Origin of the sequence: Rhizobium sp. G187 (assembly GCF_051549525.1) — a bacterium.
GTDB lineage: Bacteria > Pseudomonadota > Alphaproteobacteria > Rhizobiales > Rhizobiaceae > Allorhizobium.
Genome location: NZ_JBPUGM010000003.1, coordinates 164,385 through 190,154 on the forward strand (window position 1 = coordinate 164,385; position 25,770 = coordinate 190,154).

The 25,770-nt window shown below is 60.2% G+C and carries 24 protein-coding genes; 15 read left to right on the forward strand and 9 right to left on the reverse strand.

The window, feature by feature from the left end:
* Position 1 precedes the first annotated feature (1 nt).
* Genes ACSV9I_RS09955 through ACSV9I_RS09970 form a run of 4 tightly spaced genes read right to left on the reverse strand, consistent with a single transcriptional unit; the run spans position 2 to position 3,897 of the window.
* Positions 2 to 925 (reverse strand): ROK family protein, encoded by a 924-nt coding sequence (locus ACSV9I_RS09955; protein ID WP_438328706.1) that lies wholly within the window; start codon positions 923 to 925, stop codon positions 2 to 4.
* Positions 922 to 2,106 (reverse strand): N-acetylglucosamine-6-phosphate deacetylase, encoded by a 1,185-nt coding sequence (gene nagA, locus ACSV9I_RS09960; RefSeq protein ID WP_438328707.1) that lies wholly within the window; start codon positions 2,104 to 2,106, stop codon positions 922 to 924. Before nagA ends, ACSV9I_RS09955 begins: the two co-directional genes overlap by 4 nt.
* Positions 2,103 to 3,125, reverse strand: a complete 1,023-nt coding sequence (locus ACSV9I_RS09965; protein ID WP_438328709.1) for an SIS domain-containing protein — start codon at positions 3,123 to 3,125, stop codon at positions 2,103 to 2,105. The genes nagA and ACSV9I_RS09965 overlap by 4 nt, the downstream gene beginning before the upstream one ends.
* Positions 3,126 to 3,135: 10 nt before the next feature.
* Positions 3,136 to 3,897: a GntR family transcriptional regulator gene (locus ACSV9I_RS09970; RefSeq protein ID WP_054156907.1), complete on the reverse strand. Its 762-nt coding sequence runs from the start codon at positions 3,895 to 3,897 to the stop codon at positions 3,136 to 3,138.
* Positions 3,898 to 3,900: 3 nt separating this feature from the next.
* Here ACSV9I_RS09970 and ACSV9I_RS09975 point away from each other — a divergent pair, with 3 nt between their 5' ends.
* The 7 genes from ACSV9I_RS09975 to ACSV9I_RS10005 all read left to right on the forward strand — a co-directional run bounded on the left by ACSV9I_RS09975 (position 3,901) and on the right by ACSV9I_RS10005 (position 10,831).
* A complete protein-coding gene (locus ACSV9I_RS09975; RefSeq protein WP_438328710.1) occupies positions 3,901 to 4,263 on the forward strand; it encodes a hypothetical protein in 363 nt (120 codons plus the stop codon).
* A 111-nt stretch (positions 4,264 to 4,374) separates the two neighbouring features.
* Positions 4,375 to 5,559, forward strand: coding sequence for a Gfo/Idh/MocA family protein (locus ACSV9I_RS09980; RefSeq protein ID WP_438328712.1), 1,185 nt, complete (start codon positions 4,375 to 4,377; stop codon positions 5,557 to 5,559).
* A gap of 9 nt (positions 5,560 to 5,568) precedes the next feature.
* Positions 5,569 to 6,453, forward strand: a complete 885-nt coding sequence (locus tag ACSV9I_RS09985) for a carbohydrate ABC transporter permease (RefSeq protein WP_054156909.1) — start codon at positions 5,569 to 5,571, stop codon at positions 6,451 to 6,453.
* On the forward strand, positions 6,450 to 7,310 hold the full coding sequence (locus ACSV9I_RS09990) for a carbohydrate ABC transporter permease (protein WP_054156910.1): 861 nt from the start codon (positions 6,450 to 6,452) through the stop codon (positions 7,308 to 7,310). Before ACSV9I_RS09985 ends, ACSV9I_RS09990 begins: the two co-directional genes overlap by 4 nt.
* A gap of 62 nt (positions 7,311 to 7,372) precedes the next feature.
* Positions 7,373 to 8,593: an ABC transporter substrate-binding protein gene (locus ACSV9I_RS09995; protein WP_438328713.1), complete on the forward strand. Its 1,221-nt coding sequence runs from the start codon at positions 7,373 to 7,375 to the stop codon at positions 8,591 to 8,593.
* Positions 8,594 to 8,693: 100 nt separating this feature from the next.
* Positions 8,694 to 9,824, forward strand: a complete 1,131-nt coding sequence (locus ACSV9I_RS10000) for an ABC transporter ATP-binding protein (RefSeq protein ID WP_054156912.1) — start codon at positions 8,694 to 8,696, stop codon at positions 9,822 to 9,824.
* Positions 9,825 to 10,042: 218 nt separating this feature from the next.
* Entirely contained in the window at positions 10,043 to 10,831 is a 789-nt protein-coding gene (locus tag ACSV9I_RS10005; RefSeq protein ID WP_438328714.1) for a hypothetical protein, read from the forward strand.
* A 35-nt stretch (positions 10,832 to 10,866) separates the two neighbouring features.
* Here the strand turns inward: ACSV9I_RS10005 and ACSV9I_RS10010 are convergent, their stop codons facing one another.
* From ACSV9I_RS10010 to ACSV9I_RS10020, 3 genes are read right to left on the reverse strand one after another with little or no spacing between them, the layout of a single operon-like run.
* Positions 10,867 to 11,958 (reverse strand): D-TA family PLP-dependent enzyme, encoded by a 1,092-nt coding sequence (locus tag ACSV9I_RS10010; protein WP_438328716.1) that lies wholly within the window; start codon positions 11,956 to 11,958, stop codon positions 10,867 to 10,869.
* On the reverse strand, positions 11,958 to 13,439 hold the full coding sequence (locus ACSV9I_RS10015) for a M81 family metallopeptidase (protein ID WP_438328717.1): 1,482 nt from the start codon (positions 13,437 to 13,439) through the stop codon (positions 11,958 to 11,960). Before ACSV9I_RS10015 ends, ACSV9I_RS10010 begins: the two co-directional genes overlap by 1 nt.
* A 35-nt stretch (positions 13,440 to 13,474) precedes the next feature.
* Entirely contained in the window at positions 13,475 to 13,966 is a 492-nt protein-coding gene (locus tag ACSV9I_RS10020) for a hypothetical protein (protein WP_438328719.1), read from the reverse strand.
* Between the two features lie 112 nt (positions 13,967 to 14,078).
* On the opposite strand from ACSV9I_RS10020, the gene ACSV9I_RS10025 reads away from it, so the two are divergent.
* The 7 genes from ACSV9I_RS10025 (at position 14,079) to ACSV9I_RS10055 (ending at position 21,751) form a co-directional block, all read left to right on the forward strand.
* A complete protein-coding gene (locus ACSV9I_RS10025; protein WP_054156917.1) occupies positions 14,079 to 14,465 on the forward strand; it encodes a RidA family protein in 387 nt (128 codons plus the stop codon).
* A 13-nt stretch (positions 14,466 to 14,478) separates the two neighbouring features.
* Entirely contained in the window at positions 14,479 to 15,345 is an 867-nt protein-coding gene (locus tag ACSV9I_RS10030) for a MurR/RpiR family transcriptional regulator (protein WP_054156918.1), read from the forward strand.
* Between the two features lie 48 nt (positions 15,346 to 15,393).
* Positions 15,394 to 16,167, forward strand: coding sequence for an SDR family oxidoreductase (locus ACSV9I_RS10035; RefSeq protein WP_438328721.1), 774 nt, complete (start codon positions 15,394 to 15,396; stop codon positions 16,165 to 16,167).
* A gap of 24 nt (positions 16,168 to 16,191) precedes the next feature.
* Complete coding sequence (locus ACSV9I_RS10040; protein WP_438328722.1) at positions 16,192 to 18,123, forward strand: beta-N-acetylhexosaminidase; 1,932 nt, start codon at positions 16,192 to 16,194, stop codon at positions 18,121 to 18,123.
* Between the two features lie 10 nt (positions 18,124 to 18,133).
* Positions 18,134 to 19,576: a M81 family metallopeptidase gene (locus tag ACSV9I_RS10045; protein ID WP_438328723.1), complete on the forward strand. Its 1,443-nt coding sequence runs from the start codon at positions 18,134 to 18,136 to the stop codon at positions 19,574 to 19,576.
* A 163-nt stretch (positions 19,577 to 19,739) separates the two neighbouring features.
* Positions 19,740 to 21,008 carry an MFS transporter gene (locus ACSV9I_RS10050; protein WP_438328724.1) on the forward strand — a complete coding sequence of 423 codons (1,269 nt, stop codon included), beginning with the start codon at positions 19,740 to 19,742 and terminating at the stop codon, positions 21,006 to 21,008.
* Positions 21,005 to 21,751, forward strand: coding sequence for a copper homeostasis protein CutC (locus ACSV9I_RS10055; RefSeq protein WP_438328725.1), 747 nt, complete (start codon positions 21,005 to 21,007; stop codon positions 21,749 to 21,751). The genes ACSV9I_RS10050 and ACSV9I_RS10055 overlap by 4 nt, the downstream gene beginning before the upstream one ends.
* On the opposite strand, the gene ACSV9I_RS10060 is transcribed toward ACSV9I_RS10055, so the two are convergent.
* Positions 21,738 to 23,750, reverse strand: coding sequence for a putative bifunctional diguanylate cyclase/phosphodiesterase (locus ACSV9I_RS10060; RefSeq protein ID WP_438328726.1), 2,013 nt, complete (start codon positions 23,748 to 23,750; stop codon positions 21,738 to 21,740). The genes ACSV9I_RS10055 and ACSV9I_RS10060 overlap by 14 nt on opposite strands.
* Positions 23,751 to 23,919: 169 nt before the next feature.
* Here ACSV9I_RS10060 and ACSV9I_RS10065 point away from each other — a divergent pair, with 169 nt between their 5' ends.
* On the forward strand, positions 23,920 to 24,513 hold the full coding sequence (locus ACSV9I_RS10065; protein ID WP_438328727.1) for a DUF922 domain-containing Zn-dependent protease: 594 nt from the start codon (positions 23,920 to 23,922) through the stop codon (positions 24,511 to 24,513).
* Positions 24,514 to 24,552: 39 nt separating this feature from the next.
* On the opposite strand, the gene pcaF is transcribed toward ACSV9I_RS10065, so the two are convergent.
* A complete protein-coding gene (gene pcaF / locus ACSV9I_RS10070; protein WP_438328728.1) occupies positions 24,553 to 25,758 on the reverse strand; it encodes a 3-oxoadipyl-CoA thiolase in 1,206 nt (401 codons plus the stop codon).
* Between the last annotated feature and the right edge of the window lie 12 nt (positions 25,759 to 25,770).

Here is a 25,770-nt window from a genome sequence, read left to right on the forward strand (position 1 = left end):
CTCAGCTCTCCGTTTTGTCGGCCAAGGCGCCGAGGCCGAAGAGCGCGGCACCGATCAGGCCAGGCTCGACGCGGCAGGCAGCCGGTACGACCAGCGGGCGGTCGAATTTTCGCAGGATACGACGGCGCACCGCGATGTCGATTTCGGAAATCAGCGCCGGCACATTGGACAGCCCGCCACCGACGGGCACGCTCGTCGTTCCTGTCACGTTGACGACGAGCGCCAGCGGATCGGCAATGATGTCGAGATAGACGTCGATGGTTCGGGCCGCGGTCTTGTCCGCCGCTTGCCAGGCGGCAATGATCTCTTCGCTTGTCTGCGTCTCACGGTGCAGTTCGAAATGCAGCTTTTCGAGGCCTCGGGCACTGCAGATCGCATCGATGCAGCCGATCTGGCCGCAGCCGCATTGAAATCGGGGAATGCGGACCGGTGGTGTGCCAGCTTCCGTTTTCTGGATCGGCCCATGGCCCCACTCCCCGGCAAATCCACCGGTGCTGTTGATAAGCTTTCCGTCGATGACCAATCCGCCGCCGACGCCCGTACCGAGAATGACGCCGAAGACGATGCGATGGCCGCGTGCGGCTCCGATCCCGGCTTCGGCGAGTACAAAGCAGTCGGCATCATTGGCAATGAACACGGGTAAGCCGAGGGCGGATTCAAGGTCTGACTGGAGTGTTCTGCCGTGAATGCAGGGAATGTTGGCAACGACGGCTTTCGATGTGTCGGGATCGATGACGCCGGCAATCGAGATTGCGATGCAGTCCGGTGTCCCGCCAGCGTCGGAAACGACTTCGGCCAGCGTTGCAACGAAGGCGTCGAAATCATTGAGGGGCGTGGGCTTACGCGGAAAGGTCTGGATGTCTTCAGCGGTCGTCGCGACCGCGCCCTTGATGGCGGTGCCACCGATATCAAAACAGACGATCATGCGCTGATCCTGTTCAATACTGCTTCTGCCTGATGAATGCGTTCCCCGGCGATCCAAGTCGAGGCGAGCGATAGATCGTCATTCAGCATCACAAAATCGGCGTCGGAACCAGCCGTCAGGCAGCCCTTGCTCGTCGCCCCGATGGCCTGTGCAGGATAGAGCGCGGCCATGCGCAATGCTTCTTCAAGAGGCAGGTCGAGGGTTTCATGAACGAAGCGGACACAGGAATGCATGTCGATATCGGCACCGGCCAGCGTGCCGTCAGCGAGTGTCAGTCGTCCGCCGCTCCGGTAGACGGCGCGGCCGTTGAGATCAAATCCGGTCGAATCGGTGCCAATGGTCGACATGGCATCGGTGACGAGGAAGATGTGGGCAGGGTGCTGCTTTGCCGCCAACGCGATGCGCATCGTGACGGGATCGACATGGAAGCCATCGGCGATCAGGCCGCAATGGAGTGCCGGCGAGGCGAGGGCCGCGCCGACAAGTCCGGGTTCGCGATTGCCAAGCTGGCTCATGGCGTTGAACAAATGGGTGACGAGCGTGGCGCCGGCTTCGACATAGGCGGAAACATCGGTGCAACGGGTGTCGGTGTGACCGAGGCTGACCCGATATCCGGCGGCAACGAGCCTCGCAACCTGGGCCGGCGTGACGCTTTCCGGCGCCACCGTGATCATCGGCAAGCCGAAGCGGCCGGCTTCCGTTTCGAGGTAGCGCAGATCATCCTCTGTCATCGGACGGATCAGGGCTGGATCATGCGTACCCTTGCGGGCGAGCGACAGATGCGGGCCTTCAAGGTGCAGGCCGAGATAGCCGGTGATGGACTTGTCGGCAGCTTCACGGCCCGCACCGATCGCTGTCTTCTTCACGTCCGGAGTGTCGGTGATCAGCGTGATCATCAGAGCCGTCGTTCCGAAACGGGCATGAGCCCGGCAGATCGTTTCAATGCCTTGGACTGTCGGGTCATTGTTGAACAGCACGCCGCCGCCGCCATTGACCTGGAGATCGACATAGCCAGGGGCGATGAGGGCTGTTCCGGTCTCGCGGACGGGGAAACCCGCACCTAAGCGATCGCGCGGCATGATTTCGACCACGCGCCCCGCTTCGACGGTCATGGCAGCATTCGCATGCATGACATGTCCGTCGAAAATGCGGGTGGCGGTGATGGCGTAACGGCCGCTCATTGTGTCTCGGTCACCTTTTTCAGCGCGACGGGCTTGTCCGGATTGAACCCCCGGGCGCGCGACAGGGATTCGATGAAGCCATAATAGGGAACGATCAATGCCAGCGCATCCGTGATCGGGTGCCCTGTCGCAATGAAGGGCAGCTTTTCCCCACCAGTCGCCTTGTCCGAGGTGATGAAGCAGGCTGCGTTGCCCGCTGCCAGTTTCGAGATTGTCTGGGCCACGGAGGCTTCCGCCCGGTCGCGGGCCGCAAAGGCGACGACAGGGAAGTCCCGTCCGACGATGGAAACCGGACCATGCAGGACCTCGGCCGAGGAATAGGCTTCGGCATGCAGTTCGCAGGTTTCCTTACATTTCAAGGCTGCTTCCGCCGCAATCGCCAGCGCCGGGCCACGGCCCAGCATATAGAGGGATTCAGCTTCGCGCAGTGGCTCAAGAAGTGCCGACCAGTCCAGCGCCAGTGCTGATTGCAGATGCTCAGGCAGGGCATCGACCGCCTGAACCAGCGCCTTGTCCTCGCTCCAGGCGGCAATAATGGCCAGGCCCGCGACGATTGAATTGACGAAGGACTTGGTCGCGGCAACGGCAATCTCGGGGCCAGCCATGATGTCGACGGCAAAGTCGGCGGTCTCTGCGAGCGGGGATGCGATCGTATTGACAAGGCTGATGGTGGTTGCGCCGCCTGCACGGGCGCCCCGCGCCATCGCGACGATGTCGGGGCTGGCGCCCGATTGCGAGACGGCGAAGGCTGCCGCATGCCCGAGCTTCAGCGGCGCCTCGTAGATGGAGGCGAGCGAAGGGCCGAGAGAGGCGACGGGCAGGCCGAGTTGCAGTTCCACTGCATATTTGAGGAAGTATGCCGCATGATCCGAGGAGCCGCGCGCAATCGTCACCACTGTCTTCGGATCGGCCTTCTTCAGAGCGTTGGCGCAATCCCGTATCAGGTCGGTTTGGGTATCGAGCAGTCGCGCTGCTGCTGCCGGGATCTCGTCGATCTCCTCGCGCATCTTGGTAGTCATGGTCTCACTTTCAGTTTTCGGGCTTCATGGGCGAGCCGACACCAAGTTCGGCGACGAGGTCGTAGGCATCGCTGCGATAGAGGGCGCGGGACATTTCCATTACGCGGCCGCTTTCGAGATAGGCGATGCGCTGGACCGAGAGGGCGGCCGAGCCTGGCGGCACGCCAAGCAGTTTGGTTTCGTCATCCTTCAGAAGGACGGCCGAGATGCGTTGGTTGGCCCGGACGGGGCGGATACCGGCCTTGAACAGACACAGATACAGTGAATCCTCTATGGCTTCCGGATCGGGCAACAAGTCTTCCGGCAGGCTGGTGCGCTCCAGCGCAATCGGCATGTCATCGGCGGTGCGGAGCCGATCAATGCGGGCAACGCGTGCGCCCCCGACCAGGCCTAGCATCATGGTTTCTTCCGCCGTCGGATAATGGATGCCACGACCGAGCCAGCGCGAGCCCGCCACCATACCGCGCCGCCGCATATCCTCCGTGAAGGAGGTCAGCTGGCTGAGCGGTTGCTGCATACGGGTGACAGGTTTGACGACAAAGGTGCCCGAGCCGCGCCGGCGCACGAGCAGTCCTTCCGCCACCAGTTCGTCTATTGCCTTCCTGACAGTCACGCGGCTGATGTCCGCGGCCTCGGCAATGTCGCGCTCTGCCGGCAGGGCATCGCCATGTTTCAGACGGCCGGAGGCAACCGCCTCTTCGATCATCATGCGCAGCTTCACGTAAAGGGGGCCGCCGCGGGCTGACTGAAGCTTGTCTAGAGGCAAGTTCATGCTGTGGCACTCCTGCCCGGCCATGGTCTGTTCCGTGCAGTCACGCCGTCCTTGGAATGGTTCCGCCGCATGGTTCTGTCCCAATCATTCATGGCCAAAACAATACCAACAGGAGACCTTTTTGCAAATGGTTTTGAGCGTGAGCAACTGTTTTTGGAGTTCAGTAAGAAATATCCTCGTAAATCCAGAGGTTTGCCCCTGTTTTGCCTGATTCTGTCGAGTCTCACCTTTACGATTGGACTGTTTTTGGTATCGTCCATTAACGATTGGACTTTGCACAACGGTGGCCGGCGAACCGTGCCGTACTTCTTGATCCGGGTGGGGCGAGCGGGCTGTCAGTTTGTGCAGGGTTACGATCATCGCTGAGTGTTGTGAAAACCATTTTCATCGAGTCGCGAAATTTCGCAGTTCGTGTTGACGATGACCGGGTTTTGACGCAGTCTGCGAAAAATAATTACGAAGACAGGGGAATGCAGCATGAAGGTCGCCGTAATCGGACTCGGATTCCGTCTGGGATATCTCGGACGCGTGTTCAAGGAGATCGATCCGAGCTTCGAAATCGTCGGTTACGTCGATCCGGCACCGGCCGGCATGGCAACGCTGACGGAGCATGGGATTTCTGCCGGCAAGGTCTATGACACGCCCGAAGCGCTGATTGCGGGCGAAAGCTTCGATCTCTTGATGATCGGCTCGCCCAATCACATGCATCTCGAGCATATCCGCCTCGGCCTCGAGGCCGGTCTCACTGTCTTCACCGAAAAGCCGATCGTTACCAGTATCGAGGAAAGCTATGCGCTGGCCTCTCTGCTCAATACCTACGGCCATGATCGGCTTCTTGTCGGCCTCGTGCTGCGCTATTCGCCACTCTACCGCGATCTGCGCAAGGCGCAGGCGGATGGGCTTCTCGGCAATGTCGTGTCGATTGAGGCGTCAGAGCACATTCAGCCCTATCATGGCGCCTTCTTCATGCGGGACTGGCGCCGTTATGGCCATTATGCCGGTGGCTTCATGCTGGAAAAGTGCTGCCATGACCTCGACCTCTACAATGGCGTGGTCGGCGCGCGGCCGCGCTTCGTCGCAAGCTTCGGCGGTCGCAAGAGCTTCACGCCGGAAAACGCGCCGCAGAACGATGGCATCAATGATCTGGAAGTCTACCACCGCAAGCCAAGCGGCTGGCAGGGCTCCGACAAGGTCTTCGACAGCGATGGCGATATCATCGATTACCAGACCGCGATCGTGGAATACGAGAACGGTGTGTCGATGACCTTCCATACCAATCTCAACGTGCCCGACGAATTCCGCCGCTTCTGCGTGATCGGGTCAAAGGGGATGGCGGAAGGCGATTTCGTTCGCGGCTTCATGGATGTGCACAATGCGCGCACCAATGAGAAGGTCGTCGCCAATACCTACAAGGCGCCCTCGGCACTCTCGCAGCATTATGGAGCCGACGAGCAGATGGCGGAAGACGTCATCGCATTCGTCAAGACTGGTGCTCAGCAGCCAGTTTCGGCCATCGATGCGCTGGAAGCCGGTATTCTGGCGCTTGCCATGGATGAGGCGCGTTTCGGCCGCAAGGTCGTTGACCTGAAGCCGGTCTGGGAGCGGTTCGATGCGTGTCTTCACGGTGCGGATGCCGCGCGATCCCGTGTTCGGCAGGCGTAAGGAGCGACCATGGAAGCTCGCAAAAGCGCGGTTCTTTTCGCCTGGCTGCTGATTGCGCCGGCGGTCCTCTACATCGCGGTCATCGTCGCCTATCCGCTCGTTGAAACCTTCATCCTGTCCTTCACCGATGCGTCGCTGAAGAAGACAACCAACTGGGTTGGTTGGGTGAATTACGAGAAGATTTTCAACGACACCTTCGCGACAGTCATCGTCAGAACCTTCATCTGGACCTTTTTCTCGGTCTCGATCAAGATGATCATCGGGACTTTTGGCGCGGCGATGCTCAACACGGCCGTGCCGGGCCGCACGCTGTTTCGCGTTCTTACCATGCCGCCCTGGATCGTGCCGATGGCGATTGGCATCTTCATGTGGGGCTGGATGTATAATGGCCAGTTCGGCATGATCTCCGGCATGCTGCAGCGGACCGGTCTGGTCGACGGACCCGTTGCCTTCCTGGCCTATGGCTCGACTGCCTTCTGGGCGACGATTTTCACCGATGTGTGGATCGGCGTGCCGATGGTGACGCTCTATATGCTCGCTGCCATGCAGGCGATCCCGCAGGATCTCTATGAGGCTGCATGGACCGATGGCGCCGGCCGCTTCTATCGCTTCCGCCGCATCACCATGCCGCTGATCCTGCCTGCCATGATCACCATGTCGATGCTGTCGCTGATCGCTACCTTCAACTCCTTCGACATCATCTGGATCCTGACGCGCGGCGGACCGAGCGGCGAGACCACGACGATGATCATCGATACCTATCACACCGCGATCGGGTCGAAGAAATACGGGGAGGGGGCTGCGCGTGCCGTGCTGATCTGCATCTTCCTGTCGATCTTCTGCGTCGCCTACTTCCGCGTCACCAGCCGTCTTTCGCAGGAGCATGCCCGATGAGTTACGACAAGACAGCGTTGATCAACCGCTACAAATGGTACGAACTGGTCGGGATTTATGCCGGCATCGGCGTCTTCCTCACCTTTATCCTGGCGCCCTTCGTCGAAGGGTTCCTCGTGTCGCTGAAGCCGCTCAGCCAGCTCTTCTCCTCGCCTTACCGCTTCTTTCCGGAAAACGGTTCATTCGACGCCTATCGCACGATGTGGGTCAGCGTTCCCGGTTTCGCCCGGTATATCTTCAACTCTTTCCTCATCTCGACGATTGCGACGGTCATTGTCCTGACGCTCGTGGTGCCGGCGGCCTATGCTTTTGCCCGCTTCGAGTTCAAGGGACGGGGCCAGCTTTTGGGTGCCTTCCTTGCCGTCAACATGTTCTCGGGCGCCGTGCTTTTGATCCCGCTCTTTCGTCTGATGCGGTCGATGGGCGTGCTCAATACCTATTTCGCCATGATCGTGCCGGGTGTCGCTTTCCTTATTCCATCGGCCATCTGGCTGCTGCGAACCTATATGCTGCGCATCCCGAAGGAGCTGGAAGAGGCGGCCTATGTCGATGGCGCGGGCTATTTCTATACCTTCCGTCGGGTTATTCTGCCGCTTGCCACGCCTGGCATCGCCGTTGTTGCCATCACGACGTTCATTGGCGCCTATGCCCAGCAATTCATCTTTGCGCTGACCTTTAACTCCAAGACCGAATACATGCCGCTGCCGATCGGGCTGTTTGCCTATTTCGGTCGCCAGGAGGTGATCTGGAATGAGTTGATGGCGGCAAGCTTCGTCGGCATTGCGCCAGCGATGATCGTGATCTTCTTCCTGCAACGCTATCTCGTCAGCGGACTGACCGCAGGCGCCGTGAAATAAGCGATGCCAATAAAATTCGGGCCAACCGGACGCTTCAACCTGTCAACAAAGGGGAACTACAGATGACGAAGTCTCTTACCATGCTCGCGGGCTCTTTCGCCCTTCTGGCCAGCTCGGCGCTGACCACACTGGCTGCCGATCAGGAAATCAGCTGGATCTATTGCGGCGATAAGATCGACCCGATCCACGAGAAGTATATTGGCGAATGGGAAGCCAAAAACGCAGGCTGGAAGGTCAAGCCGGAAGTCGTTGGCTGGGAGCAGTGCCAGGACAAGGCAACCACGCTCGCCGTTGCCGGCACGCCGGTCGCCATGGCCTATGTCGGTTCGCGCACGCTGAAGGAATTTGCCCAGAACGAACTGATCGTCGAAGTCCCGATGACCGACGAGGAGAAGGCGTCCTATTATCCTAATATCGTCGATACCGTGACCTTCGATGGCACGCAGTGGGGCGTTCCGGTCGCTTTCTCGACCAAGGCCCTCTACTGGAACAAGGCTCTCTTCAAGCAGGCTGGTCTCGACCCGGAAACTCCCCCGAAGACCTGGGAAGAAGAAATCGCATTTGCCAAGCAGATCAAGGAAAAGACTGGCATTGCCGGTTACGGTCTCCCGGCCAAGACCTTTGACAACACCATGCACCAGTTCATGCACTGGGTTTACACCAACAACGGCAAGGTCATCGACGGCGACAAGATCGTCATCGACAGCCCTGAGGTTCTGGCAGCCCTTCAGGCTTACAAGGACATCACGCCTTACTCCGTCGAAGGTGCGACCGCTTACGAGCAGAACGAAATCCGCGCCATCTTCCTCGACGGCAAGGTCGGCATGATCCAGGCCGGCTCCGGCGCTGCCTACCGCCTCAAGGACACGAAGGTTGAATGGGGTGTCGCGCCGCTGCCGAAGGGCCCATCGGCCAAGGGTGAAGGCACGCTGCTGATCACTGACAGCCTTGCCATCTTCAAGGATTCGGGCGTCGAGGAAAAGGCGATCGAATTCGCCAAGTACATCACCTCGACCGACATCCAGCACGAATATGAGCTGCAGGGAGGCGCTGGCCTCACGCCGCTGCGTCCGGGTGCTGTCGTCGACAAGTTCGTCGCCAACGAGCCCTTCTGGAAGCCGTTCATCGACGGTATCGCCTATGGTGGTCCTGAACCTCTTTTCACGGACTACAAGGGCTTCCAGAACGTCATGATCGAAATGGTCCAGTCTGTCGTGACCGGCAAGGCTGAGCCGGCAGATGCCCTGAAGAAGGCAGCCGCCGACCTCGAGCAGTACAAGTAAGCTCGAGCCAATTCCTCTTCCGCGGGCCGATTCCGGCCCGCGGTCATTAAACGACAGACATTTGGCCGGTTCATTCAACCGGCGTTGGAGACGTGAGCGCGTGGGTCAGCTATTTCTCAACAAGGTGCGCAAGTCCTACGGACATTTCGAGGTCATCAAGGGTGTGAGCCTTGACGTCCGGGACGGCGAGTTCATCGTGTTCGTCGGCCCGTCCGGCTGTGGCAAGTCCACGCTTCTGAGGATGATCGCCGGCCTCGACGACACCACTGATGGTGACATCGTCATCGATGCCGAGCGGGTGAACGACAAACCACCGGTCGAGCGTGGCATCGCCATGGTCTTCCAGTCCTATGCGCTCTATCCGCACATGACGGTGTTCGAGAACATCGCCTTCCCGCTGCGCGTCGAGAAACTTTCTGAAGAGAAGATCCGCGAAAAGGTCGATGGCGTCGCCAAGATCCTGCATCTCGACCAGCGCCTGCAGCAGCGGCCGGGACAGCTGTCCGGCGGCCAGCGCCAGCGTGTGGCGATCGGTCGTGCGATCGTGCGCGAGCCAAAGATCTTCCTGTTCGATGAACCCTTGTCGAACCTCGATGCGGCCCTGCGCGCCGAAATGCGCATCGAGCTCACCAAGCTGCACCGCGATCTCGAAGCGACGATGATCTACGTCACCCATGACCAGATCGAAGCCATGACCATGGCCGACCGGATCGTGGTTCTGAATGCCGGTGATATCGCCCAGGTCGGTGCGCCGCTTGAACTCTATCACAAGCCGCAGAACACCTTCGTTGCCGGCTTCATCGGCAATCCGAAGATGAATTTCGTGCCCGTGACATGCGTCGGGATCGATCCGACGGGCGTCAAGATCAGCTATGATGGCCAGACGGCGATCATCCCGGTCGAGCCGCGCGACGATCTCGTCGGCAAAACGCTGACGCTCGGCATCCGGCCGGAACATACCCGTCTCGGACAGGGCGACATCAATATCGTGGTAACGCCAAGCGTAATCGAGCGCCTGGGCATCAACACGATCGCCTATGCGGCACTTTCAACCGGCGACGCCTATTGCGCGCTTCTGCCAGGATCGGCACCGGTCCAGGCAGAACAGCCGATGACCACGGGCATCATGGCGGCAGACTGCCATCTCTTCGATGCCAATGGGCAGGCTCTGGAGCGCCGCATCGACTGGCGCACGCTTGAACTCCCGGCCTCCGTTACGGCGGCCGGCTAAACCATCCTCCCGGCCAATCCAGCGGCCAGAGCCTTGGTCCGCCTTCGGGCGGACCTTTTTTTGTGGCAAAATTGCAGTCAGAAAATTTCGACTGGACCCCTCAGGGGTGATGTGCACTGTATGGGTGCAATCCATCATGCGATGCAGCTTTTCCTATGGCCCAGCTGTCGCACCGGGAGACGTTTCTAGTTGAAGATTGAAATGGATCTGGAACTGCATTGAAATCACGCGACAGTGCAGCCCTGGCTCGACAAGGCTTCGGCATTCTCATTTTCTGTCTTTTCTTTCTCGGCGTGTTCCTCACAAGTAGCCCATACAAGGCAGGGAGTGAGTACTCACAGGCTCAACTGCGGCAAGCCTTCGACTATGTGCAGGCACTTGGACCGGATACGCAAATTTTCCTGTATCGGAATGGTCAGCCGGAGACCAAAATTCACGCGGATTCCGCTTTTGCAAAGGATGTCGCTGATAGCCTTATCCGTGAAAGACGAGGTCGCTATCGACGGGCATGGGGTACCGAGCATATTTCTATCGTCGCCGTGGACACCTTCTTCACAGCCGATCAGGAAGCGCGACTAAGCCAGCTTCGAGACCTTCCGATGCAGGATTTCATCAAAGAGGACATGCTGGCACTGCCGCGATCCAACCTTGGTTGCCATGCCGCAAGCTTCCAGAAGTTCAACTGGGCCGTCGGCGGCTATGTGCTTGTCGATCTCGGTTATCACCGTGAGCATTCCAGGTCCGCAATTGACTGTGTCCTGGCTGGCTTTGATGCTCTCGATGGATTGCCGCTCAAAAGCAATTCGTTTGATCAGGCTCGTCTGCCCGATATCGATGTAAGGCTCGTCATCGTGGATTACGTGCGCCTCTGCGCCCACCAGGGTATGTCGGATGCGCCTGCGAAAGTGCGTTCAAGGTACGGCATCAGCTCTCTGCCGTCACTTGGCTGTGTCGCGCGAGAACTCTCAATGGCACTCAGCCAAAGGCTGGCACCTTCCTCCAGATAGCGATTGGATGTGCCGAACCGGTCTTGGTCAGGCCTTTACCAGACCAGACCGCGAGCGGCGACCTCTTCCACGCGGGTCACGACGCCATCCTTGTGGAAGGTCATGATGTCGAAGAGGTTGGAGACGACGCAGGTGTGGTTTGGGATGACGCGGACCTTTTCGCCGATCTCGGGGCGGCGGCCGGTGACCTTGGACAGGTCTACGGTGCCGTGTTCTTCGGAGAGACCCGTTATAACGGCATCCGGATAATCGAGAATCAGGCCGAAGTCGGAAAAGCCGAGGAGGTCCGAGGTCAGCGCCTTGGAACCAGCATCGAGGATGGCACGGTCCTCGGTCGGCCGTGAGACCACTGTTGCCAGAATGAACATGGCGCAATCATCGAGGCTGCAATGGCCTGCGCGGACCATGGAGCGGTCATTGTAGATGTAGGTGCCGGCCCGGTGTTCCGTCGCGGATTTGACCTTGTGGGCGGAAAAGAGGCTGGGCGTACCGCCATTCGAAACGATGGGGCAGGGGATGTCGAGGTCCGCCAGCTTCGCGATGGCTGCGCTGAAAAAGGCTTCGACGGCGTCCTCGGTGTCAGCCTTGGGATAGGTGAGCAGGCCGGCGAAGGTGAGCCCCGGGGCGCCGGCGATGGCCTTTGCCAGAGCGGCTGCTGCGTCCGGCGTCTGTACGCCGCAGCGGCCACCGCCTGTATCGCATTCGACCAGTACCGCCAGCGGGCGCTCGCCGGAAAAGGCCTTCGAGAGGCCTGAAACCGTAGTTTCGCTGTCGGCAACCACTTTCAGCCCGGAGATCCGTGCATTGAGCGCGACGAGACGTTCCAGCTTTTCCGGCCCGAGAATGTTGAAGGTGATAAGAATGTCCTCGAAGCCGGCATCGGCGAAGACTTCGGCTTCAGTGATCTTCTGGCAATTGATGCCGCGTGCGCCGGCTTCGACCTGCTCCCTGGCAAGATTCGGGATCTTGTGGGTCTTGATATGCGGCCGGAAGGCAAGGCCATGAGTATTCATGTAAGACTGCACACGCGCGATATTGCCAGCCAGGCGGGCTTCATCAATCATCGGCAGGGGTGTCGACAGGGAAGCAATGTCCTGTCCGATGCGGGGGTGTGGCAGGTTCGTCATCAAGCGGCCTCGTTGCCTTCAGGTGCGTCATGCGGGTTGGCCATGATCGGCCAGATGTCATGCCTGACATGGCGATAGGCCGTTTTCGCGGGATTGTTGGGATAGGGCGTTCCGGCAGCGCAGTAAAGAATCTCCGAGGCGATCTTGGAAAAGGCAGCATAGAAGTGGTTGGTCGACTTGATCACCAGGAGGTGCTTTTCCGTCGGCTCGATGCCGAGCGCCGTAAACAGCGAGGGATCGTAACTCTGGACCCGGACCGAGCTCAGGATGATGTCGATGCCGGCGAGGTGGATATGGGCGGCATCGCCGAAAGGCGCGATGCTGTCGCCAAAGCGCATCTCGGCATTCGGCACGACCTTGACGACCTTGACCAGTCCGTCGACGGGATTTCCCGTTCCGGGCGCTGATTTTGCCCCGAAACGCAAGGGGATCTCCGCCCCTTCGCCGGCTGCCATGCAGATCTGCACGGCAATCGGGTCCCATATCATGCCAATCGCTGCATTGGTTACGCCGCGTCTCAGCATTTCCTCCAGGATGACTGTCGCATCGCCAGCCGTCCCGCCGCCCGGATTGTCCCACATGTCTGCGATGACGACGGGGCCATCGGTGCGCGTAAGGGCCCGATCCAGCGCTTCGCCCTCATCAATCTGCGGCATCATGAACGTGCCACGCTTGGAAAAGAGTTCGAGGCCTAGGTCACGGGCCAGTGCTTCGCCCTTTTCCGGCGTTCCGTTGGTCACGGCAATCGTCTTGGTGCCCATTTCCGGCACGTCGCCTGCCATGAAGCCGTGAATTACGGAGAGTGACAGCACATCCGCATCGTCAGCTTCAATGGCCATAAGCCTGTCAACAAAGCTGCGCATCGGTTCACGCGAAGTGGGGAAAACATCGATCATCCGGCAATCGAAGACGGACATGACCGGATTGACGCGGCCCTCCAGCGTGTCAACGGCAATCCGCCAGAGATCTTCGGCGCGATCAACGAAGTCGGTATGCGGGAATTCCTTGAAGACGACGAAAAAGTCGGCTGCCGCTACGCGTTTTGCAGTCAGATGGCTATGCGGGTCGAGTTCGGCGCAGACGAGGATGTCCGGGCCGACGATTGCGCGGATCCGGGCCAGCAGGTCGCCCTCAGGGTCGATGTAGCCGTCGGCCACCATGGCGCCATGCAGGCCAAGTACGACGGCATTCACCGGCATTGCTGCGCGCAGTTGATCGAGGATCTCGTCGCGCAGCCCCTCATAGGTCTGGCGGTTGACCAGGCCCGCCGGATCCGCCCAGGTCGCCGTCCCCTCGATCAGGGTCCAGCCCTTGTCAGCGCAGACCTTGCGGCCGACGGTGAGCGGGGCCGTGCAGAGCGTCGGCGTGACCGGATGTTGGCCCGGTGCCGCATACAGCGATTCCTCGAAGGCGCGGCGGTCGATGCAGATCGGCGAAAACGTGTTGGTTTCCGTTGCAAGTGCTGCGGTGAAGATGCGCAAAGGCTAAACTCCGGGTGTGGGGAGAGGCGCTGAGATCAGCGCTTGCCCATCGGGTTGGGCAGGTAGCCGGTAAAGCCGGAGATTTTCCAGCGTCCTTCGTGCAGACGGCAGTAATACAGCGTCTGCCAGCGCATCACGTCCACTGTGCCGTCGGCCTTCTTGATGCCGCCGTCGAACTTCTTGCGCACCAGCGCCGTCTCACCAATCACCTCGATTTCCTCCAGGGTCGTCGTGGTGAAAATTGCGCCGCGCGGATCTTCGCCATAGCTCTGCTGGGCAAAGTCTTGCGCCTGCTTCAACCATTCATCGCGATAGGCGGCCAGGTTCGGAAAGGCGAGGGTCCATTTGTCGGCATCCTCTTCGCGATTGCCGCTGATGCCGATGAAGCCATCCTCGACGAAATCGCCTTCCACCATGCTCCAGTCGGCTGCCAGGAAGGCGTCGATGTCACGGGGCACGAGCATCTCCCAGATCGCGTGGCGAGCAGTATCTTCAATTGCAAAAGGATTTTGGAAAGGATCGCGCATTTCGTCCCCGCTTTGAAATTCTTTTCATAGATGTCGATTTTGTCTGGTCAAAATCCGTTTTTTGTGGTCGCTTGTCAACGATCGAAGAAAATAATTTGCATAAGAGGTGTCCATGACGATCAAGCGTTACGGGGCTGAGAAGGCCGGTGCCGGTGGTCAGCGTTTGCCTTTCGCGCGGGCTGTTGAGGCCGATGGCTGGCTGCATGTTTCCGGCCAGGTGGCCATGGAAGACGGCGAAATCATTTCCGGCGGCATCATCGAGCAGACCCACAAGACAATTGCCAATGTCCTCGCCATTCTCGATGAGGCTGGATATGGCGTCGAGCATGTCGTGCGCTGCGGCGTCTGGCTCGACGATCCTCGTGATTTCTGGACGTTCAACAAGATCTACCAGCAGTACTTCGGCGAGCATCCACCGGCGCGCGCCTGCGTGCAGGCCTCGATGATGGTCGATTGCAAGGTCGAGATCGACTGCATAGCCTACAAGCCTTCGAAATAGCAGAGGCAAGGGCATGGATATCTTCGCGCGGTTACAGGAAGAGGCGGGCCAGTTTTCGGCCTCAGAACAACGCATCGCGGATATTCTGCTCAACGCGTTTGACTTCGCGGTCAATGCCTCGATCATCGAGCTTGCCGAGCGTGCGGAAGTCTCGCCACCGACCGTGACGCGCTTCTGCAGACGTCTCGGGTGCCAGAACTTTGCCGATTTCAAGGTCAGTCTGGCACGTACGGCCTATGTCGGCGTGCGCTATCTCAATCCGGAGACGCAGAGCACGGAGCCGGCGGATGTCGCAACTGACGTGATCACCAAGGCGCAGAATGCGATGTTCATGGTCCATCGCGCGCTCGATCCGGTGATCCTCGACAAAGTTGCTGACCGGCTGGCACGGGCCGAAATGGTCTATGCCTTCGGTTCTGGCGGCAATTCCTCGATGATCTCAGGCGAGATCCAGAACCGGCTCTTCCGGCTCGGCTCGCGGGTCACGGCCTCTGCGGATCACAATATGCAACTGATGCTGACAGCCGCAGCCCGCTCGAACGATGTCTTGATCGGCTCGTCCTTTTCCGGGCGGAATGCCGAATTGGTCAACTGCTTCAATCTGGCTCGCGAGAACGGCATCACGACGATCGCGCTTACCCAGAGCGACAGCCCGGTCGCAAGGGCTTCCGAACTGGTTGTGGGCATCGATCTGCCGGAGGGCGAGAACATCTTTCGCCCAACCTCCACGCGCTTTGCCTATCTGGCTGTGGTCGATGTGATCGCCAGCCTTGTTGCCTACCGAAATCGAAAACAGTCGCAGGTCACCCTGCGCCATATCAAGCAGCAACTGGTTGAGCACCGTGACGGCGGCGATGACCGGCAACTTCTGGGAGACTAGTCTGATGCGCCTCATTTCGTCCTCCGAAAAGACCGGGATCTGCGTCTGATGCGCAGCGTGGCGGTTGTAACGGGTGCTGCCGGTGATATCGGGCGGGCGATCGCAAAGCGTCTTGCCGATAGTCATGATATCGTCGTCCTGCTCGACCTTGATGGCGATGCCGCAACCAAGGCTGCAGCGTCGCTTGGAGAGAATGATCGCTTCGTGCCGCTTGCCTGCGATGTCACCAATGAGGACGATCTTGGCCGCGCTGCATCTTCGGTCGCCGCACTGGGTCTCGTCCACACGCTGGTCAACAATGCAGGCGCCGCCCGCGCGGTCTCGCTTGGCGATACCGATGGCGATATCTGGCGTAAGGATAATGCGCTCAATCTGGAGGCACCGTTCCTCTGCTTCCGCGCCTTCGAGGCAGCGCTGAAGGAAAGCCAGGGCTCTCTCGTCAATATTTCTTCCGTCAATGGCATGGCCGTCTTCGGTCATCCTGCCTATAGCGCTGCGAAAGCGGGCCTCATCCATCTCACCAAGCTGATCGCTGTCGAATACGGCAAGTTCGGCATTCGCGCCAATGCGGTGGCACCCGGCACGGTGCGCACGCAGGCCTGGGAGGCGCGGGCGAGCGCCAATCCGCAAGTCTTTGAAGAGGCCAAGCGCTGGTACGCGCTTCGCCGCATCGCGACGGCGCAAGACGTGGCCAATGCCGTCTATTTTCTCGCCAGCGAGCAAGCCGCCGCCATTACCGGCGTGTGCCTACCGGTCGATTGCGGCCTGACGGCCGGCCAAGCCGAGCTTGCCCGCACCTTTTCACAATCCGACAATTATTGATTTTCCAAAGCCGGGAGCATCACCATGGCAACAGCTGTCCAGTTTCGCCTCGAAAACACCTGGGTTCCCGTCGAGGGCGATCCGTGTGGCGCTTTCGTTTTCACGCTCATCAACCTGTCCGATGTGGCAATCGACAATTTCAAACTCGCCTATACGTCTTTGACGCGCGTGAAGGATATCGAAGAGCCGGTCTGCGAGAACGCCACCTTCCTCAAGCGCAATGCGAATTTCCATCAGTTCGCCCCGCCAGCCGGCTTCGTGCTTCAGCCGGGTGCCTCCTGGAGCTTCCGGGTCGGCGGTCTGTGGCGTCCGGCAAAACACAGGACGGATGGCGCGAAGTCTGCCTATCTCACCCTGTCGTCCGGCCAGCATGCCGCAGTCGCAGTGGCCGATCTGATGTTGGGTGGTGGCCACAGCGCGCCGCCGCCAGCGCTCCTGCCGGAGGGCAAGGTCACTGAGCCCTTCGCAATGCTGCCCTGGCCGGCCTCGGTCGCGCTCGTTGCGGGCGAGGGTTTCCCAGTTGCGCTTTATCCCGCTGACGGCGCATCGCTTGTCGAGTTGCGCGCCGTCGAGAATGTGCTGCGGCTGTTCTGCCGCCTCTTCCCGGTCGGTCATGCGCCGCTCTCGCTTGCCAGAGTGCATGAAGGGCGGGCTGTGTCATTGTCCGCAGATGACAGCCTCGGCGCTTCTGCCTATGCGCTCACCTTCGCTGCCGATGAAATTGCGCTCCGCTATGGCGATGTGGCGGGGCTTCAATATGCGCTGACCCTGCTTGCCCAGATGCTGCATGGCGCGCGCACGCAGCCCGATATCTTCCGCTTCCCCGCCTCCGGCACGATTTCCGATGCGCCGCGCTATGATTGGCGGGGCTGCCATCTCGATGTCTCCCGCCAGTTCTATCCGGTCGATGACGTCAAGCGGTTGATCGATATCCTGGCGTGGTTCCGGATGAACACCTTTCACTGGCACCTCTCCGATGACGAGGCCTGGCGTCTAGAAATCAAGGCCTTCCCGCAGCTGACCACGCTGGGCGTGCTTCGGGGACCGGACGAACCACTCCTGCCACAGCTCGGCAATGGCGTTGATCCGGTCGGCGGTTTTTACTCCCAGGAGGATGTGAAGGATATCGTTGCGCATGCCGGTGCGTTGCAGGTCGAGGTGGTTCCAGAGATCGACATTCCCGGCCACAGCACCGCAACGTTGGTCGCACTGCCGGAGCTCGTTGATGGTCAGGAAGCCCCGGACAGCTATCGCTCGGTTCAGGGCTATCCCAACAATGCGCTCAACCCGGCGATCGAATACACCTATGAAGTCCTCGGCAAGGTGTTCGACGAGATGGTCGAACTCTTCCCGTCCAGGCTGATCCATATCGGTGGCGACGAAGTGGCCGCCAATACCTGGATGGCATCGCCGCTGGCCAGGAAGCTGATGGAGAGGCAAGGCATTGAGGGCACATTCGGTCTGCAGAGCTATTTCATGAAGCGCATTCAGGTCATGCTCTCCGAGCGTGGCCGCAAGCTTGCCGGTTGGGACGAGGTGAGCCATGGCGGCGGCGTCGATCCTGAGGGTACTCTCTTGATGGCCTGGCAGAAGCCGGAGGTCGGGCTGGAACTGGCGCGCCAGGGCTATGATGTCGTCATGACACCGGGCCAGGCCTATTATCTCGACATGGTGCAGGACGAAGCCTTCCAGGAACCGGGTGCGAGCTGGGCCGGCACCGTGCCGCCGCAGCATACCTACACCTATGAGGCGGTCGCCGAGTTCCCGCCGGAACTGGCCGCCCGCATGCGCGGTGTTCAGGCCTGCATCTGGTGCGAACACTTTCTGACGCGGGACTATTTCAACCACCTGGTTTTCCCGCGCCTTCCGGCCATTGCAGAAGCCGCGTGGACGCCGAGGGAAAACAAGGACTGGCTGCGCTTCGCCGCCATCGTCCGTTTGAGCCCCCGCTACTGAGGATCGATTCATGACACTTCGCATCGCCGTCGGCGGCATTCATACGGAATGCTCGACCTCATCGCCCGTTCTTATGCAGCCTGAGGATTTTCGCGTGCTGCGGGACGGGGAATTGCTGGGGGCCGAGTATTTCAATTTCCTCGATGCCGAAGGCGTCGAGCATCTGCCGCTCCTTCATGCACGGGCCACGCCCGGCGGCCCTCTGGCGCGCGCCACCTATGAGGGGTTCAAGGCCGAATTCCTTGACCGCCTGAAAGCAGCATTGCCGGTCGATGGTCTCTATCTCGCCATGCATGGCGCGATGAATGTCGAAGGCATGGATGATGCCGAGGGCGACTGGATTGCGGCGGCGCGTACCGTGGTCGGTCCGGATGTGATCGTGGCCGCAAGCTATGATCTGCATGGCAATGTCAGCCAGAGGATTGTTGACCAGCTCGATATCTTCGCCGGTTATCGCACCGCGCCACATATCGATGTACGCGAAACCATGGTGCGCGCTTGGTCGATGCTGGTTCGAGCATTGACGACCGGCGAGCGGCCGGGCGTTGCCTGGGCACCAGTGCCGGTGCTGTTGCCGGGCGAGCGGACCTCGACGGAAGACGAACCGGCCAAGAGCCTCTACCTGAAACTCCCGGAACACGATGCCGTGCCTGGCATCTGGGATGCCAATCTGATGGTCGGTTATGTCTGGGCGGATGAGCCTCGGGCAACCGCCTGTGCCGTCGTCACGGCCGTCGATAAGGCCGCTGCCAACACAGTCGCCGCTGCCATTGCGCAATCCTATTGGGATGCACGCGAAGACTTCCGCTTTGGACCCGTCACCGGTCCGCTCGACGCTATGTTGGAGATCGCGGCCAAGACCGAGACGAGACCGATCATCCTCGCCGACTCCGGGGACAATCCGACCGGCGGCGGCGTCGGCGACCGCGCTGAAGTGCTGGCTGCTCTTATTCGGGAACAGGCCGAGGATGTGCTGATCGCAGGGATCACAGACCGTCCTGCCGTCGACGCCTGCTTTGCTGCGGGTGTGGGCGCTCGCCTCTCGCTCAAGATCGGCGGTGCGCTGGATCCGGCAAGCCCGTCCGTCATCGCCGATGTCGAGGTCGTCAGCCTCGATGCGCCCGGTGCAGATGCCGACAGGCAGGTGGTGGTGCGGATCGGCGGCATCACGCTGGTGCTGGCCGCCAAGCGTCGGCCCTATCACAACATCGCGGATTTCGAGCGTCTTGGTCTTGAGCCAAAGACAGTCAGGCTTCTGGTGGTCAAGTCAGGCTATCTCTCGCCGGAATTGGCGCCCATCGCCAATCCAAACCTCATGGCGCTGACCGACGGCGTGATCAATCAGGATATCGAGAACCAGACGAGCCAAAGGCGGCATCAGCCGACCTATCCCTTCGTCAAGGATTTCGCGTATAGGCCTGTGGTCCATTTCTCTCAGCGATTCCCGGCCTAAGACATCCCGGTGATCAGGGATCACAGGAATGTTTTAGGCTTTTGTTTTGACCGCATTGTCCAGCCGAAGCGATTACGCTTCGGCTGGACATGCTCTTACGCCTTTTCCTCCAAGGAGCCGCCTCCTGCACCCGGTAGCAGCGGCCCCCGTTTCGAGTTCATCGATGTCGTCGACGCTTTCGCTTCTCTTTCGGCATCCGCCCATCCGGGTGAGTGCGCTGGCCATATTCTTCTTCGGTTTCACCGGGGCAGCGACGTCTCCCTATATGTCGCTGATCGGGATCCGGGAGCTTGGGCTGTCCGACGCCTTCTATTCGGCGATCATCTTCACGGCTGCGCTCGTCAATGTCAGCGCCAGCGTCACTGCGGGAATTGTCGCTGACCGTCTTGGGCGTTTCCGGTCTTCGATGATTGCGGCAGCCCTGTTCGGCGTGACTGGCTTCGGCATGGTCTACTTCTTTCCGAAAGCGCCAATCTTCGTTGTCGCAACTCTGATTTTCCTACCGATCTTCGGCGCACTCAACTCGCTGATCTTTGCCCATGTGCGAACCTCTTCGGCAGGCATGCCAGCCCGCGAGTTGATGGCGGTGAACTCTGCCATCCGGGCCGTACTCTCGGCATCCTGGGTATTGGTGCCGGGCCTTGTTGGTATCGTGCTGGCCGGTGCACCCAGCATGTTGCCGGCCTTTCTGCTCGCGAGCCTTGCCTGCTGCATTTGCGTCGTCCTGTTCACCTTTGGTGTGAAGGAGCATGCGCCGGCAATGGGGGGTGCCAAGGGTGTAGACCATTCCTTTCTCCGCTCGCTGGGGCAGATCGCGGCGCCACCGGTGCTGGTCCGGCTGCTTGCCATCGCACTCATTTCGTCCATGCTGCATGTCAATGGCACGGTACTCCCGCTGATTGTCTCCGGGGCGGCCGGTGGCAGTGCCGCGGATGTTGGCGTCATCGTCGGGATCGTTGCCTTTCTCGAGATCATCTTCATCCTGTTCTGGGGATGGGTGGAGGCTCGCACCTCGACGCTGTTCGCCGTCGGTGTTGGTGCGTCGATCTATTGCAGCTACCTCGTCTTTCTCGGATTTGCCGACAGCCGGGTCGACGTCTATGTCTTGACCCTCGTCAGCGGTCTCGGCGCGGCGGCAATCATCGCGGTGCCGATCAGCTATCTACAGAACCTGATCGCCGACCGGGCTGGCCTTGGTAGCTCGTTGATCGCGGTGAATATCTTTGTCAGCGGTGGATTGAGTTCGCTTCTGTTTGCCACGGGCACCAGCCTCAGCGACTATTCGGGCACGGCGCTGATCGGTGCCCTGGCCGGACTGTGCGGGGTTGCCCTCCTCTGGTTCTTAGACGGCTCGGCATCCCGGATGCGGCGCAAGTCTGATGTGGCGCAAGGCGGCGAGCCGCTGGTTACGGGTGAGGGGGAGAATGCATGATGCAGCCACTGCTGGAAATCTGCGTCGATGATGCCGAAGGGCTTCAAGCGGCTGTCCGTGGTGGGGCCGATCGCATCGAACTCTGTTCCGCCCTCGATGCGGGAGGCCTGACCCCTTCGGCTGGGCTGATGCGCCTTGCAGCTCAGCAACCGGTGCCCGTCCATGCGCTGATCCGGCCGCGTTCGGGTGATTTCCACTATCAAGCGCCCGAAATTGACATCATTCTTGATGATATCCGGGCGGCGAAAGAGGCCGGGCTTGCCGGCGTTGTCATCGGGGCTGCCCAGGCCGATGGGCGGCTTGATCGCTCAGTGCTCGAAAGTCTGGTTGATGTGGCATCCGGCATGGATCTGACCCTGCACAGGGCCTTCGATCTCGCCCCCGACCTCTCAGAGGCCCTTAATCTCGCCATTGCGCTTGGCTTCAAGCGGATCCTGACGTCAGGTGGAGCTCGTCATGCCGTTACTGGACATGCCGAATTGTCCAGGATCGCTGCTGAAGCCGGCGGGCGCATATCGATCATGCCGGGTGGCGGTGTGCGGCCGGAGAATGCTGCAGGTTTCCTGTCGATCCCTGGCATTGTCGAACTGCATGCGTCCTGCAGTCAGCCGGTGGCGGTTCCCGCGCGTCTCGTCGAGTTCGGTTTCGAAAATCGCGACAGGCGCCGGACTGACGCCGAAACCGTCCGTCAGTTAAAGCTTGAAATGCGGCGGCTGGCAGGTGCCCCGATTACGATATCCTGACCAGGGGCATTTCGACCGGCGTCTGTGCAAATGTTTCTTCGGCGGTGATCGGTTTGCTGACATAATAGCCTTGGACCGAGCCGACGCCGAGCGTGCGCAGCACCTGCAGTTCCTCCAGCGTCTCCACGCCCTCGGCAATTGCATCGAGTTCCATGTCTGCACTCAGTGCCAGCACGGATTTGACGATCTTGTAGCTCGTCTTGCGCTGGTGAATGTTGCGCACAAAGCTGCCATCGATCTTGATCTTGGTCAGTGGCAGCTTGTGGACGTGGTTGAGGCTGGAGAAGCCCGTGCCGAAGTCGTCCAGCGCGATGCCGGCCCCCAGCTCGCGAAGCAGCTGGATCGAGGCGCTGGCCTGTTCGAAGTCGTGCATGATCGCGGTCTCCGTTACCTCGAAATTGATCCGTGCCGGATTGAAGCCGCTCCTTAAAACGATGGTGACGATCTTCAGGCAATTGTCCGGAGAACTGAGATCATGTGGCGAGAGGTTGAACGAGAGATAGACGTCCTTCGGCCATTTCGCAGCCACTGCCAGGGCCCGCTCCAGGAGGATGCGGGTCATCATCGTAATGCGACCATTGTGTTCGGCGACCGGGATGAATTCCGCTGGAGAGACAGAACCGATGCGCGGGCTCTGCCAGCGGGCAAGCGCCTCATAGCCGGTGCACCTCAGGTCGCTCGCATGGCTGATTGGCTGGTAGACGAGGTATAGTTCACGCTCCAGGTCGGCCGCGATCATCGCGTCCTCGACGATCTTCTGGCGTGTCAATTCGTCCGCCTGCACCGCGTTGAAAATGACGGATCCGGCCCGGTGGCGGCGTTTGGCCGTATAGAGGGCATAGTCGGCTCGCTCGTAAATTTCCTGGCCCGAACCGCCAACATCCGGATAGATGGCAAAGCCGACCGACGCCGTCACCTGCACAAGGCCGCTGCCGATATTGATTCGATTGGCGATCAGGTCGCAGATCGTCTGGCCCAGCGCTGTGACGCGGGCTTCTGATGCATCACCTTCGAGCAAAAGGGCAAACTCATCGCCGCCAAGGCGATAGACGGTCAGTCTGCTTTCGGTGATGCCGCCGAGGCGCAGGCCGATCTCGGCGAGAACCTTGTCGCCAGCTGCGTGACCATACATGTCGTTGACAGGTTTGAAGCCGTCGAGATCGATCACGCCGACAGCGAGGCGTTCGCCGCTCTGGCGTGCCCGTGCGAAGGCCCGTTCCAGCATCTGGAAGAAGCTGCGACGATTGGCAAGCTGCGTCAGTGTGTCGAGATTGGCAAGGCGCAGGTTCTCGTCGGACAGGGCCTGCATGGCCTTGTTTTGATCCTGAAGCGCTTTCTGCTGCTGCAGAAGCACGTGGCGGGATTCGTTCAAGGTCCGGAAGTCGCGATACTGGTCCAGAAGGATCATGATCATCGGAATGGTGACGAGAATGACATTGATCCCCGTCGCGATGAAGGTCGGTTCGCCTGTCAGGCACATGGCGACGAAGAAGGGGATTGTCACCGTTACCGTCACCATCATGGCGGCGGAGCGCAAATGCATCAGACTGAAGATACAGCCGATGACCGTGATTGCCATGAAGAAGGCGACATGTGCTCTCTGATATGCATCGCCATAGGGCAGGACCGATAGTGCCCAGAGGGTGCAGACCACGGCAATTGGAAAGGACAGGATGTTCGTCGCGCGCAATTGCCGATAGGCCTGCTCTGCAGTCCGGCTGACCTTGCGACTTTTCAACCAGATGAGCGAGCGGGCGAAGAACACCAATACGAGGAATGCCGGGACATAGGTGACCAAGGCTGCAGGTGCCGTACCCTGGTGCGTCCAGGCGAGCGACAGCATATTCGTTCCCAGAATAAAATAGAGCAGCGGGACCTGTTTGGAAAAGGCGCCGAACTGGGCGAGCGTCAGCTCCGGATTGTCATTCGGTACCTTCAACAATCGGATCGCGCTGACCAAGATCCTGCGCATGCGGCCCATCATGGTATCATCCGTCACTCGGACTACACCTCCTGAAAGTGGTAGTTTTACACACTCTACAACAGAAGATCTTAACTTAGCGCAAAGCGTTTTCGCGGGATCTGGCATTACGTGTATGCCCTGTCCTGGTTGCTGCTGCCGCAATTCGCCGCTATGGCAAACCTCCCAGCAACGGAGGCTCCCCCGCGTGATCAAGCAGGCAATTATCTCACTCGTGGCGGCGGCAAGTCTTTTTGGCGGCAATGCCTCGGCTCAAAGCTGGGAGCCGATCGAGAAAATTGAGCATTACTCGATCAAGGGAACGGCTCCGATGGAGCTTTACCAATCGATCGGCGAGCGCGGTCCCAAACTCGGTCTCGGTCGGGTGATTGCGCATACGAGTTTCAAGCTCACCTGGCAGCGGGACTATCAGCAGCAGGGTGCTGATTGCGTGCTGGCAACGGCCAAGCCAAAGCTCATCATCACCTATACCTTGCCGAAACCCGCACAGAAACTGCCGCCCAATGTTCAGGCGAAGTGGGATCGTTTCTATGACGGGATCGCGGCGCATGAAAAGCTGCATGGACAGTTCATGCAGGACCTGACGCAGCAGATTCAGGATGTCTCGATCGGCCTCAGTGCCCAGAATGACCCGGGCTGCAAGAAGGTCCGTGCAGCACTTCAGGCGCAGCTCAAACCGATCTCGGATGCGCATGGCGCACGCCATAGCGAATATGATCAGGTCGAGATGTCACCGGGTGGCGCGGTCCATCAGCTGATCCTGACCTTCCTCAACCCCTGAAGCGAAAAAGGCGCCCCTATGGGGCACCTTGTTGTAATATCAGACCCGTTCAAGGGCGATCGCGATGCCCTGGCCGACGCCGATGCACATGGTGGAGAGCGCATAGCGCCCACCGGTTTCCCTGAGTTCCAGCGCTGCCGTTCCGGCGATGCGGGCGCCCGACATGCCGAGCGGATGACCAAGCGCAATCGCGCCACCGTTGCGGTTGACGCGCGGATCATCGTCGGCGATGCCGAGATCGCGGAGCGTGGCGATCCCTTGGGAGGCAAAGGCTTCGTTCAGTTCGATGACGTCGATCTGCTGCTGCGTCAGGCCTAAGCGGGCGAGCAGTTTCTTCGAGGCCGGGGCAGGGCCGAAGCCCATGATGCGCGGCGGAACGCCCGCGGTCGCACCACCCAAAATGCGGGCGATGGGGGTGAGGCCGTATTTCTTTACGGCAGCTTCCGAAGCGATGATCAGGGCGGCGGCTCCGTCATTGACGCCCGAGGCATTGCCGGCGGTGACGGTGGCGCCGTCCATCTTGTTGACCGGCTTCAGCTTGGCGAGCGCCTCGACCGAGGTTGCGCGCGGGTGCTCGTCACGGTCAACGATGATGGGGTCACCCTTGCGCTGCGGCACGGTGACATCAACGATTTCCTTCGCCAGCCGGCCATTGGCTTGCGCTTCCGCCGCCTTGGCCTGGCTGCGCACGGCAAAGGCATCCTGATCCTCGCGCGAGACCTTGAAATCGATTGCGACGTTATCGCCTGTCTCCGGCATGGAATCGACGCCATACTGCTTCTTCATCAGTGGATTGACGAAGCGCCAGCCGATGGTGGTGTCGTAGATCTCGGCAGTGCGGGAGAAGGCCGTGTCGGCCTTGGGCATGACAAACGGCGCGCGGCTCATGCTTTCGACGCCGCCTGCGATCATCAGTTCTGCCTCACCGGCCTTGATGGCGCGGGCGGCGGTGATGACCGCATCCATGCCGGAGCCGCAGAGGCGGTTGATCGTGGTGCCCGTCACAGAGACCGGAAGGCCGGCCAGCAGCAGTGACATGCGGGCAACGTTGCGGTTGTCTTCGCCGGCCTGGTTGGCGCAGCCGAAGATCACGTCCTCGACGGCTTCCCAATCGATGCCGGCGTGGCGCTCCATCAGTGCCTTCAGCGGCACCGCGCCGAGATCGTCGGCCCGAACGGAGGAGAGCGATCCGCCGAAACGGCCGATCGGCGTGCGGATATAGTCGCAGATAAAGGCTTCGGTCATGAATTCTACTCC

What these genes read in the sequence shown, in the direction of transcription:
- ACSV9I_RS09955 (WP_438328706.1), bottom strand. Translation starts at nt 925, where the DNA reads ATGATCGTCTGTTTTGATATCGGTGGCACCGCCATCAAGGGCGCGGTC.
- nagA (WP_438328707.1), bottom strand. Translation starts at nt 2,106, where the DNA reads ATGAGCGGCCGTTACGCCATCACCGCCACCCGCATTTTCGACGGACAT.
- ACSV9I_RS09965 (WP_438328709.1), bottom strand. Translation starts at nt 3,125, where the DNA reads ATGACTACCAAGATGCGCGAGGAGATCGACGAGATCCCGGCAGCAGCA.
- ACSV9I_RS09970 (WP_054156907.1), bottom strand. Translation starts at nt 3,897, where the DNA reads ATGAACTTGCCTCTAGACAAGCTTCAGTCAGCCCGCGGCGGCCCCCTT.
- ACSV9I_RS09980 (WP_438328712.1), top strand. Translation starts at nt 4,375, where the DNA reads ATGAAGGTCGCCGTAATCGGACTCGGATTCCGTCTGGGATATCTCGGA.
- ACSV9I_RS09985 (WP_054156909.1), top strand. Translation starts at nt 5,569, where the DNA reads ATGGAAGCTCGCAAAAGCGCGGTTCTTTTCGCCTGGCTGCTGATTGCG.
- ACSV9I_RS09990 (WP_054156910.1), top strand. Translation starts at nt 6,450, where the DNA reads ATGAGTTACGACAAGACAGCGTTGATCAACCGCTACAAATGGTACGAA.
- ACSV9I_RS09995 (WP_438328713.1), top strand. Translation starts at nt 7,373, where the DNA reads ATGACGAAGTCTCTTACCATGCTCGCGGGCTCTTTCGCCCTTCTGGCC.
- ACSV9I_RS10010 (WP_438328716.1), bottom strand. Translation starts at nt 11,958, where the DNA reads ATGACGAACCTGCCACACCCCCGCATCGGACAGGACATTGCTTCCCTG.
- ACSV9I_RS10020 (WP_438328719.1), bottom strand. Translation starts at nt 13,966, where the DNA reads ATGCGCGATCCTTTCCAAAATCCTTTTGCAATTGAAGATACTGCTCGC.
- ACSV9I_RS10025 (WP_054156917.1), top strand. Translation starts at nt 14,079, where the DNA reads ATGACGATCAAGCGTTACGGGGCTGAGAAGGCCGGTGCCGGTGGTCAG.
- ACSV9I_RS10030 (WP_054156918.1), top strand. Translation starts at nt 14,479, where the DNA reads ATGGATATCTTCGCGCGGTTACAGGAAGAGGCGGGCCAGTTTTCGGCC.
- ACSV9I_RS10035 (WP_438328721.1), top strand. Translation starts at nt 15,394, where the DNA reads ATGCGCAGCGTGGCGGTTGTAACGGGTGCTGCCGGTGATATCGGGCGG.
- ACSV9I_RS10040 (WP_438328722.1), top strand. Translation starts at nt 16,192, where the DNA reads ATGGCAACAGCTGTCCAGTTTCGCCTCGAAAACACCTGGGTTCCCGTC.
- ACSV9I_RS10045 (WP_438328723.1), top strand. Translation starts at nt 18,134, where the DNA reads ATGACACTTCGCATCGCCGTCGGCGGCATTCATACGGAATGCTCGACC.
- ACSV9I_RS10050 (WP_438328724.1), top strand. Translation starts at nt 19,740, where the DNA reads ATGTCGTCGACGCTTTCGCTTCTCTTTCGGCATCCGCCCATCCGGGTG.
- ACSV9I_RS10055 (WP_438328725.1), top strand. Translation starts at nt 21,005, where the DNA reads ATGATGCAGCCACTGCTGGAAATCTGCGTCGATGATGCCGAAGGGCTT.
- pcaF (WP_438328728.1), bottom strand. Translation starts at nt 25,758, where the DNA reads ATGACCGAAGCCTTTATCTGCGACTATATCCGCACGCCGATCGGCCGT.